Origin of the sequence: Nocardioides sp. zg-1230 (assembly GCF_013155335.1) — a bacterium.
In the GTDB taxonomy this organism is placed as follows: domain Bacteria; phylum Actinomycetota; class Actinomycetes; order Propionibacteriales; family Nocardioidaceae; genus Nocardioides.
Map to the genome: position 1 here is coordinate 978776 of NZ_JABJQZ010000001.1, position 18018 is coordinate 996793.

General features: G+C 72.0%; 20 protein-coding genes and 1 tRNA gene. 10 read left to right on the forward strand and 11 right to left on the reverse strand.

Going from position 1 to position 18018, the window contains the following annotated elements; genetic code table 11:
• Positions 1-4 precede the first annotated feature (4 nt).
• Genes HOO61_RS04760 through HOO61_RS04770 form a run of 3 tightly spaced genes read left to right on the forward strand, consistent with a single transcriptional unit; the run spans position 5 to position 2248 of the window.
• Complete coding sequence (locus HOO61_RS04760; RefSeq protein ID WP_172257361.1) at positions 5-385, forward strand: DUF3817 domain-containing protein; 381 nt, start codon at positions 5-7, stop codon at positions 383-385.
• Positions 386-404: 19 nt separating this feature from the next.
• A complete protein-coding gene (locus tag HOO61_RS04765) occupies positions 405-1235 on the forward strand; it encodes a patatin-like phospholipase family protein (protein ID WP_172257363.1) in 831 nt (276 codons plus the stop codon).
• Entirely contained in the window at positions 1232-2248 is a 1017-nt protein-coding gene (locus HOO61_RS04770; protein WP_172257365.1) for a lysophospholipid acyltransferase family protein, read from the forward strand. The genes HOO61_RS04765 and HOO61_RS04770 overlap by 4 nt, the downstream gene beginning before the upstream one ends.
• A 107-nt stretch (positions 2249-2355) precedes the next feature.
• On the opposite strand, the gene HOO61_RS04775 is transcribed toward HOO61_RS04770, so the two are convergent.
• Positions 2356-3168, reverse strand: coding sequence for a hypothetical protein (locus tag HOO61_RS04775; RefSeq protein ID WP_172257367.1), 813 nt, complete (start codon positions 3166-3168; stop codon positions 2356-2358).
• Between the two features lie 218 nt (positions 3169-3386).
• Here HOO61_RS04775 and HOO61_RS04780 point away from each other — a divergent pair, with 218 nt between their 5' ends.
• Both HOO61_RS04780 and HOO61_RS04785 read left to right on the forward strand, forming a co-directional pair.
• A complete protein-coding gene (locus HOO61_RS04780; protein ID WP_172257369.1) occupies positions 3387-3899 on the forward strand; it encodes a peptidylprolyl isomerase in 513 nt (170 codons plus the stop codon).
• Between the two features lie 48 nt (positions 3900-3947).
• Complete coding sequence (locus HOO61_RS04785; RefSeq protein WP_172257371.1) at positions 3948-4892, forward strand: rhomboid family intramembrane serine protease; 945 nt, start codon at positions 3948-3950, stop codon at positions 4890-4892.
• A 338-nt stretch (positions 4893-5230) separates the two neighbouring features.
• Here the strand turns inward: HOO61_RS04785 and HOO61_RS04790 are convergent, their stop codons facing one another.
• Positions 5231-5683, reverse strand: coding sequence for a cell division protein CrgA (locus HOO61_RS04790; RefSeq protein WP_172257373.1), 453 nt, complete (start codon positions 5681-5683; stop codon positions 5231-5233).
• A 95-nt stretch (positions 5684-5778) separates the two neighbouring features.
• Between HOO61_RS04790 and HOO61_RS04795 the strand changes: the two genes are divergently transcribed.
• Positions 5779-6531, forward strand: a complete 753-nt coding sequence (locus HOO61_RS04795; protein ID WP_172257375.1) for a DUF881 domain-containing protein — start codon at positions 5779-5781, stop codon at positions 6529-6531.
• 31 nt (positions 6532-6562) lie between these two features.
• On the opposite strand, the gene pknB is transcribed toward HOO61_RS04795, so the two are convergent.
• From pknB to HOO61_RS04830, 7 genes are read right to left on the reverse strand one after another with little or no spacing between them, the layout of a single operon-like run.
• A complete protein-coding gene (gene pknB, locus HOO61_RS04800) occupies positions 6563-8365 on the reverse strand; it encodes a Stk1 family PASTA domain-containing Ser/Thr kinase (RefSeq protein ID WP_172257377.1) in 1803 nt (600 codons plus the stop codon).
• Entirely contained in the window at positions 8362-9855 is a 1494-nt protein-coding gene (locus tag HOO61_RS24785) for a serine/threonine-protein kinase (protein ID WP_172257379.1), read from the reverse strand. Before HOO61_RS24785 ends, pknB begins: the two co-directional genes overlap by 4 nt.
• Positions 9852-11315, reverse strand: a complete 1464-nt coding sequence (locus HOO61_RS04810; protein WP_172257381.1) for a penicillin-binding protein 2 — start codon at positions 11313-11315, stop codon at positions 9852-9854. Before HOO61_RS04810 ends, HOO61_RS24785 begins: the two co-directional genes overlap by 4 nt.
• On the reverse strand, positions 11312-12718 hold the full coding sequence (locus HOO61_RS04815; protein WP_172257383.1) for an FtsW/RodA/SpoVE family cell cycle protein: 1407 nt from the start codon (positions 12716-12718) through the stop codon (positions 11312-11314). The genes HOO61_RS04810 and HOO61_RS04815 overlap by 4 nt, the downstream gene beginning before the upstream one ends.
• Positions 12719-12731: 13 nt before the next feature.
• A complete protein-coding gene (locus HOO61_RS04820; protein ID WP_172257385.1) occupies positions 12732-13973 on the reverse strand; it encodes a PP2C family serine/threonine-protein phosphatase in 1242 nt (413 codons plus the stop codon).
• Positions 13973-14458: an FHA domain-containing protein gene (locus tag HOO61_RS04825; RefSeq protein WP_172257387.1), complete on the reverse strand. Its 486-nt coding sequence runs from the start codon at positions 14456-14458 to the stop codon at positions 13973-13975. The genes HOO61_RS04820 and HOO61_RS04825 overlap by 1 nt, the downstream gene beginning before the upstream one ends.
• Positions 14451-15167, reverse strand: coding sequence for a DUF3662 and FHA domain-containing protein (locus HOO61_RS04830; protein WP_172257389.1), 717 nt, complete (start codon positions 15165-15167; stop codon positions 14451-14453). The genes HOO61_RS04825 and HOO61_RS04830 overlap by 8 nt, the downstream gene beginning before the upstream one ends.
• Positions 15168-15332: 165 nt before the next feature.
• On the opposite strand from HOO61_RS04830, the gene HOO61_RS04835 reads away from it, so the two are divergent.
• Both HOO61_RS04835 and HOO61_RS04840 read left to right on the forward strand, forming a co-directional pair.
• Positions 15333-15419 (forward strand) — tRNA-Leu (locus tag HOO61_RS04835).
• 104 nt (positions 15420-15523) lie between these two features.
• A complete protein-coding gene (locus tag HOO61_RS04840; RefSeq protein ID WP_172257391.1) occupies positions 15524-15934 on the forward strand; it encodes a DUF6632 domain-containing protein in 411 nt (136 codons plus the stop codon).
• Here the strand turns inward: HOO61_RS04840 and HOO61_RS04845 are convergent.
• Positions 15928-16368, reverse strand: coding sequence for an SRPBCC family protein (locus tag HOO61_RS04845; protein WP_172257393.1), 441 nt, complete (start codon positions 16366-16368; stop codon positions 15928-15930). The two genes, HOO61_RS04840 and HOO61_RS04845, sit on opposite strands and share 7 nt — an antisense overlap.
• Positions 16369-16470: 102 nt before the next feature.
• Between HOO61_RS04845 and HOO61_RS04850 the strand changes: the two genes are divergently transcribed.
• Positions 16471-16683, forward strand: coding sequence for a hypothetical protein (locus HOO61_RS04850; protein ID WP_172257395.1), 213 nt, complete (start codon positions 16471-16473; stop codon positions 16681-16683).
• A 99-nt stretch (positions 16684-16782) separates the two neighbouring features.
• Positions 16783-17094 carry a biopolymer transporter Tol gene (locus HOO61_RS04855; protein ID WP_172257398.1) on the forward strand — a complete coding sequence of 104 codons (312 nt, stop codon included), beginning with the start codon at positions 16783-16785 and terminating at the stop codon, positions 17092-17094.
• Positions 17095-17106: 12 nt separating this feature from the next.
• On the opposite strand, the gene HOO61_RS04860 is transcribed toward HOO61_RS04855, so the two are convergent.
• On the reverse strand, positions 17107-17961 hold the full coding sequence (locus HOO61_RS04860) for a hypothetical protein (protein WP_172257400.1): 855 nt from the start codon (positions 17959-17961) through the stop codon (positions 17107-17109).
• Positions 17962-18018: the final 57 nt, after the last annotated feature.

Sequence of the window (18018 nt, forward strand, 5' to 3'; positions counted from 1 at the left end):
CGCCGTGTCACGCACCCTCACCGCCTACCGCGTCATGGCCTCCATCGTGGGCGTCCTGCTCGTCGTGCTCTGCCTGGTCGGCGTCCCGCTGGCCAACTTCGACGGGTCCCCGATGTGGGGCGTCTTCGACAGCACGCCGACGTGGGTCACGCCCGGCTCCGACGCCCAGCACGCCGGCGAGCTCATCACCACCTACCTCGGTGTCGCGCACGGCTGGCTCTACATGATCTTCCTCTTCAGCGCGTTCCTGCTCTCGCGTCGCGCCGCGTGGGACTTCCCGTTCACCGTGGTGACCCTCGTCTGCGGCACGATCCCGCTGGTCTCCTTCTGGGCCGAGCACCGCGCCACTGCGCGCGTCCGCGCCGAGCACCCCGCGCTTGCCTGATCCTCACTAGGCTCCACCCATGGTGACCGCGTTCGTGCTCGGCGGAGGCGGGGTGCTGGGCGCCGTCGAGGTCGGCATGCTGCGGGCGCTGCTCGAGCGCGGCATCGTCCCGGACCTCGTCCTCGGCACGAGCGTCGGCGCGCTCAACGGCGCGATGGTCGCGCGGCAGCCCGAGCTCGGCGTCGTCGACCGGCTCACCGAGCTCTGGGCCGCCACTGCGCAGGGCCGCGACGTGTACGGCGACCGCCCGCTGCGCACCGTCCGCCGTGCCGTGTCCACCGGCACCCACATCTACTCCTCCGCGCCCCTGCGCGCCCGTCTCGAGGAGGAGCTGGGGGACGCGCGCTTCGAGGACCTGCCCGTACGCCTCGAGGTGTGCGCGGCGAGCATCGAGCGCGCCGCCGAGCACTGGTTCACCGAGGGACCGATCGTGCCCGCGATCCTCGCCAGCGCCGCCGTACCGGGTCTGCTGCCACCGGCCGAGGTCGACGGCGAGCACTTCCTCGACGGCGGCCTGGTCAACTCCATCCCGGTGGGGCGCGCGGTCGAGCTCGGCGCCACCCGCGTCTTCGTGCTGCAGGTGGGGCGCATCGACCGCCCGCTGCGGGTGCCGACCCGGCCGTGGGAGGTCGCGAGGGTGAGCTTCGAGGTCGCCCGCCGCCACCGCTTCATGCGCGACATGGCCACCATCCCCGAGGGCGTCGAGGCCCACGTGCTGCCCGCTGCGGGCACGTCGTCACGCGACGACTCGCTGCTCTCCCACCGCGACTTCTCGGGGGTCCAGGGCCGTATCGATGCGACGTACGCCGCCTCGCGGGACTACCTCGACGCCGAGCTCGGCCGGCCATGAGGCGCCCGCTGGTCTGGATCCTGAGGCGGCTGGTCGTGGCGCCGCTCGTGGTGGTCCTTACGGTGCTGATGTGGGTCACCCTGCCGGGCTGGCTGCTGGTGGCGGCGGCGGTGTCACCGATGCTGCCCGGACGGTGGCGGGCTCTGCGCGTGCTGTGGCTGGTCCTGCTGTACGCCACCTTCGAGACCGTGATGCTGGCGGTGATGCTGGGCCTGTGGCTGGCCAGCGGCTTCGGCTGGAAGATCCGCTCGCCCTACTTCGCCGGCATCCACTACGACCTGGTGCAGGGCGCGCTGATCGTGTTCTTCCGCGAGGCCCGGCGGGTGCTGGCGCTGCGCATCCGCACCGACGGACCGCACCCGTCACGGGTGCCGGACGGGCCGGTGCTGGTGATGTGCCGCCACGCCGGGCCCGGCGACTCGTTCGTGCTGATGTACGCCCTGCTGCACTGGTACCACCGCGAGCCGCGGGTCGTCCTCAAGAACACCCTCGCGTGGGACCCCGCGATCGACGTGGTGCTGAATCGGGTCCCGGCGCGCTTCATCTCCCCCAACCCCGCCGCCGGCGAGGACCTGGAGTCGCAGATCGCGTCGCTGGCCACCGGCCTCGACCACAACGACGCGTTCGTGATCTTCCCCGAGGGCGGCAACTTCACCGCCGCGCGACGCGATCGCGCGATCGCCAAGCTCCGCAAGCTCGGCCTGGAGCGGATGGCGGTGCGCGCGGAGGAGATGGTGCACGTCCTGGCGCCCCGCCCCGGCGGCGTACTGGCAGCGCTCGACGCGGCACCGGAGGCCGACGTGCTGATGGTCGCCCACACCGGGCTCGACCACCTGCTCACCGTCGGCGACCTGTGGCGCGAGCTGCCGATGGACAAGCAGATCACGATGCGCTGGTGGCGCGTCGCGCGCGAGGAGATCCCGGGCGAGCGCGAGGAGCGCATCGACTGGCTCTTCCACTGGTGGGAGCGGATCGACGACTGGATCGAGGACAACCGCCTCGAGCCCCTCTGAGCGCACGCCGCCGTGGACGCGACTCGGGCGGTGCCCCACCCACCTTCGCGAGCTGCCGAAGGTGGGTGGGACACCGCCCGGTGCGGTGTTCGGGTGCTGCGGTGCTGCTAGTTCTTCCGCGGCACGTCGTCGATGTCGATCACGTCGGCGGGTGCGTCGGGGTCGGTCGGCTGGTGCGCCTCCTCGACCGAGTCGCTGATCGCCTCGCCCGGGGCGCCGCCGCCGGGGTCGTCGGTGGCCGGCGGGTCGGCCGTCACGACGTCGTCGGCCGTGACCTCCTCGGGCAGCGGGTCGGTGAGCGGGTCACCGCCGGGCGCGGCCGACGTGGTCGCCGGGGAGGCGGGCGTGGGCGGCGGGGTGGCCGACGACGGGGTGGCGGGCTTCGGCGGGGCCGGCGGCACGTAGGTCGACTGCCAGTTGGCCTCGGCGTCCTGCTTGCCCTTGAGCTTGGTGAAGACGAAGCCGCCGACGGCCAGCAGGCCGGTGACCAGCAGGAACTTCTTGAGCCTGCCGCCCTTGGGCTCGGGCTCGACGCCGCGCAGCTCGTTGACCTTCGCGGCGGCCAGGTCGCGACCCTCGGCGGCCCGCTCGGAGGCGAGCGCGGCGGCGACGGCGGCCTTGTCGGCGGCGTTGGCGCGGGCCTCGGCCAGCAGCGGGGCGGCCTTCTCACGCGCCTCGGCGGTCTTCACGGCGGCGAGGGCGGCACCTGCGGTGGCGGCCTCGGTCGCGCGCGTGCGCCCCTCGTCGAGCAGCGGCTGGGCCTTGTCACGCGCGTCGGCGATCGCGGGACCCGCCTTCTCCACCGCCTGCTCCCAGGCTGACTCGAGCTGGGGGATGACGGTGTCGGTGACGGTCTCCGAGACCTGCTCGACATAGTCGTGGGCCCGGTCCATCAGGGACTTCTTGCGGCCGAAAGGCATGCGTGACCTCCTCAGTGATTGAGGCTCCATCTCACCACGGGCACCCTGACGCGGCCAGCCCCGTCCGGGTGGGCAGGACGTACGGCGTCACGCGGGCGCCCTGCCCACACCGGGGCCTGACAGGGGCGTGGGCGTGGCGTGGCAGGATCGAGGGGCGCGCGGCCGTGGTGCCGCGCCACCACCGACGTACGACAGACCACAGCTGAGAGGCACATCCCATGGCCGACCTGAAGGCGACCCTGAAGACCAACCGGGGCGACATCGTCATCGACCTGTTCCCCAACCACGCGCCCGAGACCGTCGAGAACTTCGTCGGCCTGGCCGAGGGCACCAAGGACTACCGCGACGACGCCGGCCGCAGCGGCGAGAAGTACTACGACGGCCTCGGCTTCCACCGCGTCATCGAGGGCTTCATGATCCAGGGTGGCTGCCCGCTCGGCACCGGCACCGGCGGCCCGGGCTACACGTTCAAGGACGAGATCCACCCCGAGCTCGTCTTCGACAAGCCCTACCTGCTCGCGATGGCCAACGCCGGCCCGGGCACCAACGGCTCGCAGTTCTTCATCACCGTCGGCGCCACACCGTGGCTCAACCGCAAGCACACGATCTTCGGCGAGGTGGCCGACCAGGCCAGCCGCGACGTGGTCGACGCGATCGCGACCACCCCCACCGGTGCGATGGACCGTCCGCAGGACGCCGTGGTCATCGAGTCGGTCACCATCGAGCGCTGACCCACCCGGTCCGCACCACACCCCCGACGCGACTCGCGTGACCCCGCCATGACCCAACCGCCCGAGGGGCCGACCGCGGACCCGACCGCGGCCGGGGTGCCCACCTGCTACCGGCACCCCGACCGCGAGACCTGGATCCGCTGCCAGCGCTGCGACAAGTCGATCTGCCCCGACTGCATGCGCGACGCGGCGGTGGGCTTCCAGTGCCCCGACTGCGTCAAGGAGGCCAACAAGGGCTCGCGCCAGAACCGCGCCATGTACGGCGGAGAGCGCAGCGCCGACCCGCGGCTGACGACGTTCGTCCTCATCGGCATCAACGCCGCCGTGTGGCTGGCGATCACCGCGACGGGCGGGCGCTCGTCGTGGCTCACCCACCTGCTGGCGCTCCGGCCGGTGGGCGTGTGCGACCCCGGCAACGGGTCGCTCTACGACATCGGTGAGAGCGTCTGCGAGGCCTCCGGTGCGACCTTCCAGCCCGGCTTCTCCGACGGCGCCTGGTGGCAGCTGCTGACCGCGGCGTTCACCCACGTCGAGATCTGGCACGTCGCGATGAACATGTTCGCGCTGTTCATCTTCGGCCCCGTGCTCGAGGGCATCGTCGGGCGGGCGCGCTTCCTGGCGATCTACCTCGTCAGCGCCCTGGCGGGGTCGGTGATGGTGGTCTGGTTCAGCTACGAGTTCAGCTCCACCGTCGGCGCCTCCGGCGCGATCTTCGGCCTGCTGGGCGCCCTGCTCGTCGTCGCCCGCAAGGGCCGGCTGCACTCGCAGTGGCTCGTGCAGAACCTCGTCATCGGCGTCGTCATCACCGTGGTGGGCTGGCGCTTCATCTCCTGGCAGGGTCACCTCGGTGGCCTCGTCGGCGGCGCACTGGCCGCGGCGATCATCGCCTACGCCCCGAAGTCGAGCCGCAGCCTCGTGCAGTGGATCGGTCTTGCCCTCGTGCTGACCGCCCTGCTGGCCCTCGCGCTCGTGCGGGACCTCGCCCTGTCCTGACACCGGCCACACGCCCGACCGCGGCCCCCGCCCCTCGTCGTACGACGGAGGCGGGGGCTGCGTGCATTTCCCACAGGTGTGCACACAGCTGTGGATAACTACACGCATGTAATTCTCCACAGAGGTTCTCCACAGTGTGGAAATCCGACGCCCGGCCCGAGCGGTGAGTGAGGCAGGAAATCAGGCGCCGGAACCTGTCCCACGCACCGCTCGTCGGGTGCACGCGACCCGAAATGACTCGAGCGGTGGGAGAGACGCCTTCCCTTCCCCAGGAAGGCGCCTCACCCACCGCTCGAGGCGACGGATGTCCGACCCGCGTCAGCGGGCCGAGGGAGAACCTACTCCCACTTGGTCGCGAAGCTGAAGCCGACCGCCATGAAGGCGATGCCGACGACGAGGTTCCACTGGCCGAGGTCGTTGAAGATCGGCAGGTCGGAGAGATCGTCGGAGAAGACGTAGAACGTGCAGATCCACAGCAGGCCGACGAGGAAGCAGCCGAGCATGCCGACCACGACGCCGCGACCGCGGCCCAGCGGCGTCGACGGGTGCGCGGAGACCATCAGGCCGACCATCAGCAGGCCGAAGCCGATCAGGTAGTTCCAGTCACCCAGGTCGGACACGGCCTTCGGGCTGCCGTCGACCGGCGGGAACGCGAGCGGGTTGCCGCGGCCCTGGACGTAGTAGAAGACGAGCCAGCCGATGCCGGCGGCGATGAGCACCAGGGCGACGATGAACCGCGGGGTGAAGAGCGACGTCTTCTCCTCGGAGGTGATCGTGGGGGACTTCGACACTGCTGCTCCTGGGGCTTGGCTGTTCAGGGTCCCGGCGGGCTCGCGGCGCCGGTCACGGGCGGTAAGACGCCCGACGGGGGGTTAGCGTAGTAGGCATGCGCCCTCCGTCCCACTCGTCCCCCGGGCGTCGTCTCGCCTGGCGGGTGGCCACTCCGGTGGTCGTGCTGCTCAGCGGAGCCCTCTTCGCGGTCAGCGCGGAGCAGAGTGACGGCTTCGACCTGCGTGGCGGGCGACTGACCGACCTGGCGTCCGTGGTCCGCGCCGAGCGCGACGAGGCGGGCGAGCTCACCGCACGGGCGGCCGAGCTCAACGCCGAGGTGGAGGCCCTCAGCACCGAGCTCGGCGACCGCTCCGTCGGACGCGCCCAGGACGAGATCGCGACCCTCGTCGACCCCGCGGGGCTGACCGAGAAGACCGGCCCCGCGGTGCGGGTCACCCTCGACGACGCGCCGGAGGAGACGCGGCTGGCCTACGAGGGCGACCCCAACGACCTGGTGGTGCACCAGCAGGACATCCAGGCGGTGGCCAACGCCATGTGGAACGCCGGGGCCGAGGCGGTGACCATCCAGGGCCAGCGGCTGATCTCGACGACCGGCATCAAGTGCGAGGGCAACCAGGTCACCCTCCACGGCATCCCCTACTCGCCGCCCTACGTGATCGAGGGCATCGGCGACCCGGCCGCCATGGAGGCCGAGCTCACGACCGACCCGATCCTGGCGACCTACCGCGACTACACCCTCATCCCCGGTGGCGGCGTCTCGTGGGACATGGCTCGTCTCGACTCGGCCGTCGCACCGGCGTACGACGGTCTCCTCGACCTCACCTACGCCACCCCGATGCCCGAGTGACCGACTGACCGAGCGCTGACCGGGGTCAGACCTACGGCACCGGCGTCTCGGTGGGAGGCGTCTCGGTTGGCGGGGTCTCCGTCGGCGGGGTCGTCTCGGTGGGGGGCGTCTCGGTGGGGGGCGTCTCCGTCGGCGGCGTCTCCGTGGGGGTCTCGACCGGCTCCTCGAAGGCCGACACGAAGATCGTCACGGTGCTGCCCTGGTCGGCGGTCCCGCCGGCCGGGATCTGGTCGACCACCGTGCCCTTGGGCTCGGTGGACGCGGCGTCGGTGCGGACGTCCGGCGTGAACCCGGCGTCGCGGATGGCGCGCTCCGCCTGGCGCTGCTGCAGCCCGCGGACGTCGGGGACCTTCTCGGGCCCGTCGGAGAACACGATGGTGACCGTCGTGCCCTCCTCCACCGCCGTGCCGGCCGCCGGCTCGGTGCTGAGGACCTGGTAGCGGGGCTCGTCGGAGTCCTGCTCCTGGAAGCGCACCTTGAGGTTCTGCGCGAGCATCGCCGCGCGGGCGTCCTTGCGCAGCGTGCCGACGACGAAGGGGACCTCGACCTCCGGCTTGCCGAGCGACAGCACGAAGTCGACGGAAGTGCCGGGGTCGGCGAACACGTCGCGGTTGGGATCCTGCGAGATCACGGTGTCGGGGGCGACGGTCTCGGAGGTCTCGCGGGTGATCCGTCCGACCTGGAAGCCGGCGTCGGCGATCCGGAGACGGGCCTCGTCCTCGGTGAGCCCGACGACGTTGGGGACGGCCGTGCGCTCCGGGGCGTCCTCGAAGAGCATGCCGTTGAGCAGGTAGGCACCGCCCGCGAGCAGGGCGACGACGAGGATCCCGGCGAGGACCCACCATCCCGCGCGGCTGCGCGACGGCTCGTCGTCCCGGGGCGGCGGCGCTGCGGCGGCGGCCGAGGTGACGGCCGGCGCGACCGTGGTGGCGTAGTCCGCCTCCGGGGGCGGGACGACCGGCGGCGGAGCCTGGATCGGGTGGCCGGCGAGGTAGCGCTCGATGTCGGCCTTCATCGCCGCGGCGCTCTGGTAGCGGTCCTCGACGCGCTTGGCGAGCGACTTCATCACGATCGCGTCGATCTCGGGGTCGAGCTGGTCGTCGAGGTCGGACGGCGGGGCCGCCTGCTCGCGCACGTGCTGGTAGGCGACCGCGACCGGGCTGTCACCGACGAACGGCGGGCGGCCGGTGAGCAGCTCGTAGAGCATGCAGCCGGTCGAGTAGACGTCGGAGCGCGAGTCCACGGTCTCGCCGCGGGCCTGCTCGGGGGAGAGGTACTGCGCGGTGCCGACCACGGCAGCGGTCTGCGTCATGGTCGAGGAGGCGTCGGAGATCGCGCGGGCGATGCCGAAGTCCATCACCTTGACGTCGCCCGTGGGCGTCAGCATCACGTTGCCGGGCTTGATGTCGCGGTGGATGATGCCGGCGCGGTGGCTGTAGTCGAGCGCCGACAGCACGCCCGCGGTGATCTCGAGGGCGCGCTCGGGCAGGATCTTGCGGCCCTCGCGCAGGATGTCGCGCAGCGTGCGCCCCTCGACGCACTCCATCACGATGTAGGGCTGGGCGACGCCCGACCCGTCGGTGGCCATCTCCTCGCCCGTGTCGTAGGTGGACACGATCGCGGGGTGGTTGAGCGAGGCCGACGACTGCGCCTCCCGGCGGAAGCGGGCCTGGAAGGTCGCGTCGCTGGCGAGGTCGGTGCGCAGCCGCTTGACCGCGACCGTGCGTCCGAGGCGCTGGTCCTTGCCCTTGCGGACCTCGGCCATGCCACCTCGACCGAGGAGCTCGCCGAGCTCGTAGCGACCGCCGATGAGCGTCGGCTCCGGCTGCGTCATCCCTCGTCGCTCCCTTCGTCCTTCTGCTGCCCGGGCGGGACCTTGGCCCAGAAGCTGACGGTCACCTGGTCGCCCTCCTGCAGCGTGCCGCTCGGCTCCACCGACTCCACGGTGCCGTCCGCCTGGTCACCGGGGTTCTCCAGCTCGACGGCGACCGGCTTCAGGCCGAGGTCGCGCAGCTCCTTCTCGACGTCCTTGCGATCACGCCCGACATAGGCGGCCGGGTCGACCTCGACCGTGGCGGGCTCCGTCTCGGTGGGCGACTCGGTGGGCGTGTCCGTCGGAGTCTCGGTCGGGGTCTCCGTGGGGGTCTCCGTGGGGGTCTCCGTGGGCGTCTCGGTGGGCGTCTGGGTCGGGGTCTGGCTGGGCTCCTGCGACTGCTCCCGACCGGGGGTGGGGTCGCCGGCCGACCCGGTGGTCTCGCTGTCCCGGGTGCCCAGCCAGACGGCGAGCAGCACCGCGGCCACCACGGCCGCGACGCCGATCAGCAGGGGCCACGGCGTCGTACGACGTCGGGACGCAGCGGGTGCGGGGGCGGGCGTGGGCGTGGGATCGGGTGCAGGGGCCGCTGCCGGCATCACCTGTGTTGCCGTGCCGACGGGCGCGACCGCCGGTGTGACGACCGTGGCCGCTCCGGCGCCGGCCGCCGAGGCCGGGTCGCGCAGCGCTCGCGCGAAGGCGGACCCGTCGGGGAAGCGGTCCTGCGGGGACTTGGCCAGCGCGCGGCGTACGACAGCAGCGAGGTCGGCGGGCACCGAGCCGGGCAGCTCAGGGACCGGGTCGCGCAGGTGGGCGATCGCGGTGGCGACCGGGGTGTCGGCGACGAACGGCTTGCGGCCGGCGAGGCACTCGAAGGCGACCACGCCGAGGGAGTAGACGTCGGATGCGGCGGTGGCGGTGCCGCCCTCGGCCTGCTCGGGCGAGATGTAGGCGGGCGTGCCCATCACCTCACCGGTCTGCGTCAGCGCCATCCCCTCGGCCGCCCGGGCGATGCCGAAGTCGGTCACCTTGACCCGGCGGTCGGGCGTCACGAGGAGGTTGGCGGGCTTGACGTCGCGGTGCACGATGCCGGCGGCGTGCGCGACGCCGAGGGCGTCGGCCGCCTGGGCGAGCAGCTCCTGGGTGGCGGCCGGGTCCAGCGGTGCACTCGGGCGCAGCAGCGCGGAGAGCGGCTGGCCCTCGACGAGCTCCATGACCAGGTAGGGGCGCGGGGTCGTCGAGCCGTCGACGGGGGCGCCATGGCCGTAGTCGAAGACGGCGGCGATGCCGGGGTGGTGCAGTGCCGCGGCGTGGCGGGCCTCGGTCTCGAAGCGGGTGCGGAACAGCGCGTCGTCGGCGTACTCGGGCTTGAGCACCTTGACCGCCACCGGCCGGTCCAGGACGGTGTCGCGCGCCGACCACACCTCGCCCATGCCGCCCGTGGCGATGCGGGACTCGAGGACGTAGCGGTGGGCGTCGTCGACGTGGCCACCGGGTGCGAGCGCGGTCACTGGTTGATCACCGCCTCCATCACCGACTTGGCGATCGGTCCGCCGAGGCGTCCGCCGCCGATCTCGTCGCGCGAGGTGTCGCTCGACTGCACGAGCACCGCGACGGCGACCTGGGGGTCGTCGGCAGGGGCGAAGGAGACGAACCACGCGTAGGGCGGTCGGTCGGCCGTCGACTGCGCGGTGCCGGTCTTGCCGGCGACCTCCACCCCCGGGATCTGGGCCGGGGTCGCGGTGCCGGAGTCGACGGTGGCGACGAGCATGGAGGTGAGCTCGTCGGCGGTGGTGCTGGAGATCGCCTTGCTGATGCTCTGCGGGTCGGTGCGGTCGAGGACCGAGAGGTTGGGCGCGCGCACCTCGTCGACGACGTACGGGCGCATCACGTCGCCGTCGTTGGCGATCGCGGCGGCGACCATCGCCATCTGCAGCGGGGTCGCGGTCACGCTCGACTGGCCGATGCCGGACAGCGCGGTCTGCGGCGGGTCCATGTCGCGCGGGTAGAGCGACTCGGCCTGGCCGCCGAGGTCCTCCAGCGAGGTGTCGTTGAAGCCGAACTTCTCCGCCTGGTCGGCCATCGCGTCGACACCGAGCTCGTTGGCGAGGGTGAGGAAGGTGACGTTGCAGGACACCTGCATCGCCTGCGTCAGGGTGATGCGGCGCCCGCCGCAGTTGCCGCCGTCGTAGTTGCCGACGCTGGTCGTGGACTGCGGCAGCTTGAAGCGGAAGCCGCCGGGGACCTGCGAGTCGGCGTCGTAGTTGCCCGACTCGATCGCGGCCGCGGCGGTGACGAGCTTGAACGTCGACCCCGGGGGGAGCGTCGTGCTGATGGCTCGGTTGATGAGCGGCTCGAGCGGGTCGTTGTTGAGCTCCTTGCTGAGGTCGGCGACCGCACCGAAGTCGTGCGAGGCGAAGTTGTTGGGGTCGAACGTCGGGGTGGACGCCATCGCGAGCACCCGCCCGGTCGTCGGCTCCAGCGCCACGACCGCGCCCTGGGCGTTGTCACCGGGCAGGCCCTCGAGTCCTGCCCAGGCGGCGTCCTGGGCGGCGGCGTCGACGGTGAGCTGGACGTTGCCGCCCTTGGGGTCGCTGTTGCTCAGCATGTCGACGAGCCGGGTGACGAACAGGCGAGAGTCGTCCCCGGCCAGGACGGCGTTCTGCGAGCGCTCCACACCGGTCTGGCTGTACCACGAGAAGTAGCCCGTGATCGGGGCGTACTTGAACGGCTGGGAGTACGTGCGCTGGAACTTGTACTGGTCGTCGGAGGGGACGCTGCGGGCGACCGCCTCCTTGCCGACGAGGATCGCGCCGCGCTCGCGGGAGAACGTCGCGGTGATGATCCGCCGGTTGCGCGGGTCGTCGGAAAGCGTGTCCGCGCGGACGTACATCAGGTAGGTGGCGTTGACGAGCAGCGCCAGGAAGAGGACGAGGCAGAAGACCGAGACGACCCTGATCGGTTTGTTCATCGGAGCTTCACCACCTGCGTGCTCTCGCTGTCGGCGCCGGAGTCGTCGTCGGGCTCGAGGCGCGGCGCCGGGCGGCGGGCCTGGTCGGAGACACGCAGCAGCAGCGCCACGATCACCCAGTTGGCCACGAGCGAGGAGCCGCCGTAGGAGAGGAACGGCGTGGTGAGGCCGGTCAGCGGGATCAGCCCGGTGACGCCGCCGATGACGACGAAGACCTGCAGCGCGACGATGGCGCCGAGGCCGACGGACAGGAGCTTGCCGAAGCCGTCGCGCGAGATCAGCGCGATGCGCAGCGCCCGCTCCACGATCAGGCCGTAGCAGAGGATGATCGCCATGACGGCGGTCAGCCCGAGCTCCTCGCCGATCGTGGAGACGATGAAGTCGGAGTAGGCGAACGGCACCCGCTCGGGGAAGCCGTTGCCCAGGCCGCGCCCGATCAGGCCGCCCCAGCCCTGACCGAACAGGGCCTCGACGAGCTGGTAGCTGCCGGGCGACTGGTCGTAGTAGGCGAGCGGGTCCAGCCAGAAGTTGAAGCGGTTCTGCACGTTTCCGACGAAGGTGTACGCCGCCAACGCACCGGCGCCGAACAGGAGGCCACCGACGACGAGCCAGCCGGGACGCTCGGTCGCGACGTAGAGCATCGCGAGGAACAGGCCGAAGAACAGCAGCGAGGAGCCCAGGTCGTTCTGGAGGACCAGGATCATCATCGAGACGCCGAACATCGCCAGGATCGGGCCGAGGTCGCGCCCGCGCGGCAGGTCGATGAACAGGACGCGGCGACCGGCGAGCGCGAGGGCGTCGCGGTGCAGGACGAGGTAGCCGGAGAACGCGATCACCAGCAGCACCTTGGCGACCTCGCCCGGCTGGAAGCTGAAGCCGGCGACGTTGATCCAGATGCGGGCGCCGTTGATCTCGCGCCCGACGAGGGGCAGGAAGGGCAGGATCAGCAGCAGGATGCCGAGCAGGCCGGCGGTGTAGGTGAACCGCTGCAGCACCCGGTGGTCCCGCAGCAGGACCAGGGTGAGCACGAAGAGGATCACGCCCAGCGTCATCCACGTCAGCTGTTGGCGCGCGAACGTGTGCTGGTCGAGCCCGTTGGCCTCGTAGGTCAGGTCGAGCCGCCGGATCACGGCCAGCCCGAGCCCGTTGAGCGCGGCGACGAGTGGCAGCAGGACCGGGTCGGCGTACGGCGCCACGATGCGCACGGTGATGTGGGCGGCGACGATCAGCGCGGTGAGCCAGCCGCCGTAGCCGAGCAGGTCGGCGGGCACGACGCCCTCGACGCCGAGCCCGACGGCGGCGTAGGCGCCGATGCCGACCATCAGTGCGAGCACGAGCAGGAACAGCTCCGCACCCCGGCGGCGCCGGTGCACGAAGCCCATCAGGGTTCCGGTCTGACTCATCGCAGCCCGCCCGTCACTCGACTTCCTGGCCCGCGGCGAAGTTGTCGACCGTGCGCCGTGCGTCGTCGAGGTCGGTCGCGTCGATTCCCTCGCGCACCGTCTCGGCGTTGATGTCGCTGAGCCGGTCGAGCTCGACGTCGGTGACCTCGTAGGCGTGGGAGAGGGAGATGCCGGGCAGGTCGGCGTCGATGCCGCGGAAGATCGCGACCTTGCCGTCCAGCTCGGCGACGTAGAACTGCTGCTGGCTCCACGACCAGCCGGCGGCCAGCACGACCCAGGCCAGGCCGAGCAGCACGGCGGCGACCAGCAGGCGGCGTAGCCAGGAGAAGCGGCCGGGATCGCGAGGGGCGTAGCGCGCGGCTTCCGGGTCGATCGGGTCGGCGACGTAGGCGCCCTCGGGGACGTCGTCGGGCACGGGCGGGATCTCGCCGGTGTCGCCGGAGCGGTGGCCGCGGAACAGCCCGCCGACCGCGCCGCCGAGCGGGAGCCGTCGCGGCAGGTCGGCCGCGGCGCCGACGAGCAGCGGGGCGAGGTCCGCGGGCGGCGCCTCTTCCGAGACGTCGGCGACGATGCAGGTGACGTTGTCGGTGCTGCCGGCCTCGAGGCTCGCCCGGACGAGCTCGACGGCGGCGAAGTCGGGGGTGCCGGTGCCGAGGATCTCGGCCATCCGGTCGTCGGTGAGCGTGCCGCAGGCGCCGTCGCTGCAGATGAAGACGCGGTCGCCGACCTCGGCAGGGAACTCGAAGAGGTCGGGCTCCTCGTGGCGGATGCCGTCGAGCGCCTTGAGGATGAGGTTGCGGTGCGGGTGGGTCCGCGACTGCTCCTCGGTGATGCGGCCCTCGTCGATGAGCGACTGGACGAAGGTGTGGTCGTGGGTCAGCTGGCGCAGCTCGCCGCGGCGGTAGAGATAGGCGCGGCTGTCGCCGATGTGACCGACACCGAAGCGGGTGCCGTCGAACAGCGCGACGGTGGCGGTGGTCGAGGTGCCGTTGAGGGCGGGGTCCTCCTCGACGAGCTCGGCGATGCGGTCGTCGGCGCGGTGCACGGCCCCGGCCACCTGGCCGAGGAGGTCGTCGTCCGGCTCCTGGTCGAGCTTGCGCAGCGCCTGCACGGCGGTGCTCGAGGCGAGGTCGCCGCGGACCGCGCCACCGACGCCGTCGCAGACCGTGAGCAGCCAGGGACCGGCGTACCCGCTGTCCTGGTTCTCCCGGCGCACCCGGCCGACGTCGGAGATCGCGGAGTAGTGGAGGTACATCACTTCCGCAGCTCCAGGATCGTCTTGCCGACGCGGACCTGGACGCCGAGGCCGATGGTGGTGGGCTGGGTGATGCGGACCGGGCCGACGTAGGTGCCGTTGGTCGAGCCGAGGTCCTCGACGAACCACTCGTCGCCGCTGGCCGCCACCCGGGCGTGGCGGGTGGAGACGTAGTCGTCGTCGAGCTTGATCGCTGCGTCGCTGCCGCGGCCGATGAGGAGCGGGGCGTCGGCGAGCTCGGCCCGGGTGCCGGGGTTCTCGCCCTCGACCACGAGCAGGTGCGTCGGGGCGCCGCGGCGCGGCTTCTTGTTGGCCTTGGCCTTGCCGTTGTTCTTGCGTCCCGGGGCGGGGGCGCCACCCCGGGCCGTCTCGGGCACGCGGGCGCCGAACATGTCGGAGCGGATCACCGAGATCGCGGACAGCACGAAGATCCAGAGGATGGCCAGGAACGCGACCCGGATCAGGAAGAGGGTCAGCTCAGACATTCCAGCCCCCGGCCTCGTCGCGTCCGCCGTCGATGCGCACCGTCATCTCGGTGTGGCCGATCTTGATGGTCGAGCCGTCACGCAGCCGTGCGCGGGGCACCTTGGTGCCGTCGACGAGGATCCCGTTGGTCGAGCCGAGGTCGACGGCCTCGACGCCGTCGATGCTCACCTCGAGCTCGAGGTGGCGCCGGCTCACGCCGGGGTCGTTGATGCGCAGGTCGGCCTCGGTGCCGCGGCCGATGACGAGGCCCGGCGGGCGCAGCGGGTGGCGCGTGCCGTTGACCTCGAGGGTGGCGTGGGAGGAGCGCGTACGGGTGCGCTGGTCGTTGTCGGTGACGCTTGCCTGAGCCTTGGACCGGATCCGGAAGCGCCCGGTGGTCAGGTCGTCGGCGGACTCGAAGGCGATGCTGATCGGGCCCGTGAAGACGTAGCCCTGCGCGTCGGCGTGGTCCTGCAGCTGGTCGACCAGGTCCTGCTCGAGGGCGCGACCGAGGCCGACGATGCGGTCGAGGTCGGTGGCGGACAGCTCGACATGGAAGTCGTTGGGCACCAGTCGGCGCTGCCGGCTCAGCACCTGAGCGTTGTTGTCGCACTCCCGCTGGAGCGCGGCGGCGATCTCGACGGGTTGCACGGCGCTGCGGAAGGCCCGGGCGAACGCGCCGGAGATCACGGTCTCGAGGCGCTGCTCGAAGCGCTGCAAGGGGTTCATCCTCAGGCCTCCTCTCGTCGAACCGTCGTGGTGGGCAGGCATCAACGACCGCCCGACCGGTGCCGCCGAGCGTACCGGCCGGTCGCTCCTCCGCCACGGGGGCGCCCCGGCGTCCAGCCGATTGGGAGGGCGCGTCGGCGGTGGGGTAGCCTGAGCCCGCTTCTCGCGCGAGTGGCGGAATAGGCAGACGCGCACGGTTCAGGTCCGTGTGTCCGAAAGGACGTGGGGGTTCAACTCCCCCCTCGCGCACCACCACACACGTTGGCCCCGGACTGCGGTCCGGGGCCTTCGTCGTTCTCTCGGCACGCGCGAGGCGTACCGTGATGGGCGCGCAGCACCGACCTCCCGGAGCCGACATGACCCACTCCTTGAGCTACCGACTCCTGCGGGTCGCCCTCGTCGTGTTCGGCACGGTGATGGTGCTGCTCTACCCGCTGGCGGCGGTGTGGCCCTCGGGATGGGCATGGCACGACGGCGCTCCGCACGAGTCCCGCTACTTCATGATGATCGTGGGGCTGTACGCGACCCTGGGCCTGTTCCTCGTCGTCGCCGCGCGGCGGCCCGAGGCGCACCTCAGCCTGATCTGGTTCGCCGCGTGCTCCAGCGCCGTGCACGCGGGCATCATGGCGGTGCAGGCCCTCAGTGCGACCCACCACCGCGGGCACCTCTGGGGCGACGTGCCCGCCCTGCTGCTGGTGGCGGTCGTGCTCGCCGTGCTCGTCCGGGCCGCCGGCCTCGGGCAGACGTCCGCGCCCAAGGCTCAGTGACTCCGCCCCTCCAGGTAGGTCTTCAGGTCGACCCAGTTGCGGCGTTCCCACCGGGGGCCGACCAGCACCAGCAGCGGCGTGAGGATCCGCAGGGGACCGACGAGCCGCATGGCCCAGTCCCACCGCAGCCGCGTCGCGTTCCCGGACTCGGAGAAGGTGAGCGTCCCGTCGACGAGCATGTACGACGAGCGGATCACGTTGTGCAGCCGGTGGGGCCGCTCGTGCTCCACGATCTCCAGGTCCATCCGGCCCCGGGCGCCCATGCCCCTGGGCTCGGCGACGAAGCGTGAGCCGGCTCGGACCGGCTCGTCCGTGAGCATCTCGACCCGCGCGATGCGTGGGTTGTAGCGCGGCTCGTTGCGCTCGTCGGCGACGGTGTCGAACACCGTGGTGGTCGCCGCGTCGATGAGGACCTCTCCGGTGATGTGCACCATCGCTGCACGTCCTTCCCTCTCGACACCGATGCTCGTCCCCGCGGCTCCTGATGCCCAGTGCCGAAAGCCCCGCCGAGACATGGGCACCGGCACACTGGGGCCGTGACCACCGACGGATTCCGCGCCGGAGTGCTCTTCGGAGCCGCCGGTGCAGTGATCGCCCTGCTCGTCGACGCAGCCCGGATGTCGGGACTCGGGCCGGTGGCCGCGGTCCTCGGCTTCGCCGCAGGGCTGCTCGTGCAGCAGACGATCCTGTGGGGTGCCGTCGTCCTCGTCAGCATCCGCGGCGCGGTTCGGTGGGTGGCCCGCCGGTGATGAAGCGGACGTTCGTCATCCGCAGCTTCGTGGATGACGAGCCGCCCCTGCCGCGGTGACCGGTCAACGACGCTCCGGCGCGTCGGGCATGCTCGGGACGTGGCCACCGAGCGGACAGACCCTCCGACCGAGGACGAGAAGTGGCTGGTCGTGGACGGCCGGCGCTGGCGGCGTACGGACCCGGCGATCCCGGAGGACGCGCTCGCGCGCCTGAAGTCCCACCTCGGGCGCGGGAGGTCGGGGGTGCGCACCGCCGCCGGTGACGCCGAGCTCGCGGCCACCCGCCACCGCACCCAGCTCGCGAAGGTCGGGCTCGGCGAGCGCGGCCCGAAGTGGTGGGAGCAGACCGACGCCGAGCGGCGCGAGCGGCGGGAGTCCGCGCTGGCCGAGCTCGACGCCCTCGACGACTGAGGCGTGGACGCCTCAGGTCCGCGACGACGATCCGTCGCGGCGACCCAGGTCCGCCAGCAGGGCGTCGAGTGCCTCCTTCAGCGCCCGCGGATCCAGGCCGTCGGTCGCCAGTACCGCCACGTCCCGGTCCTCGAACACGACCTCCCTCACGCCGGGCACGGCGGCGAAGAGCTCCTCCAGGCTCGCGTACGCCTCCGGGCCCAGGAGGTCCTCGACCTCCTCCGGAAGGCTCACCTGCACGTTCCACGGGCCGCCCGTCAGGGAGGTCACCTCCACGGTCACCGGTGCAACCTGGGGCACGGCCGCGGCCGGGGCGCCGCCTTCCGCGCTCAAGGCGGGCGCGCCGGCGAGCCGCAGAGCGGGGTCGTACTGGTCGATCATCCGGGGCACCAGGACGGAGAGCGGTCTCGGCGTCCGTCCCGACGACGCCTCCAGCACCGCCAGTGTTGCGAGACGCTGCGGAGTGTTGACGATGCCCTGGAGCACCGGCTGGTGACCGGTGACGTATCGCGCGTCGGTGTCGAACACCCACCAGGCACCGGTCGCTGTGGTGATCACCTCGGCCACCGCGGCGGCGAGCCCCTCGACCCACTCGGCCCCCGCTGGGGTCCAGTCCGGCCGTCGGCCGGGTGGTTGGAACCAGAACGGGTCCGCCGTGACCGGGCCCGGGTCGTGCGCCCGGACGGCGACGAACGCGGCCAGGGCATCGAGGGAGGCGACCGTGCCGTCGACCGGGGGGCCGCCCGCGGCGCCCACGCGGTCACGGAACCACGGCAACCGCCAGGCGAGCTGCTCGACGTACGCGCGAGCGAGTGGGAGCGCGACCTCGCGAGGAGCGGGGGAGCCGCTGTCGAAGTAGGGACTCATGGCAGGTAGATCCTCACCTCGACGCCGCGTAGCTTCAACTGGACGGCGCAGGGATGA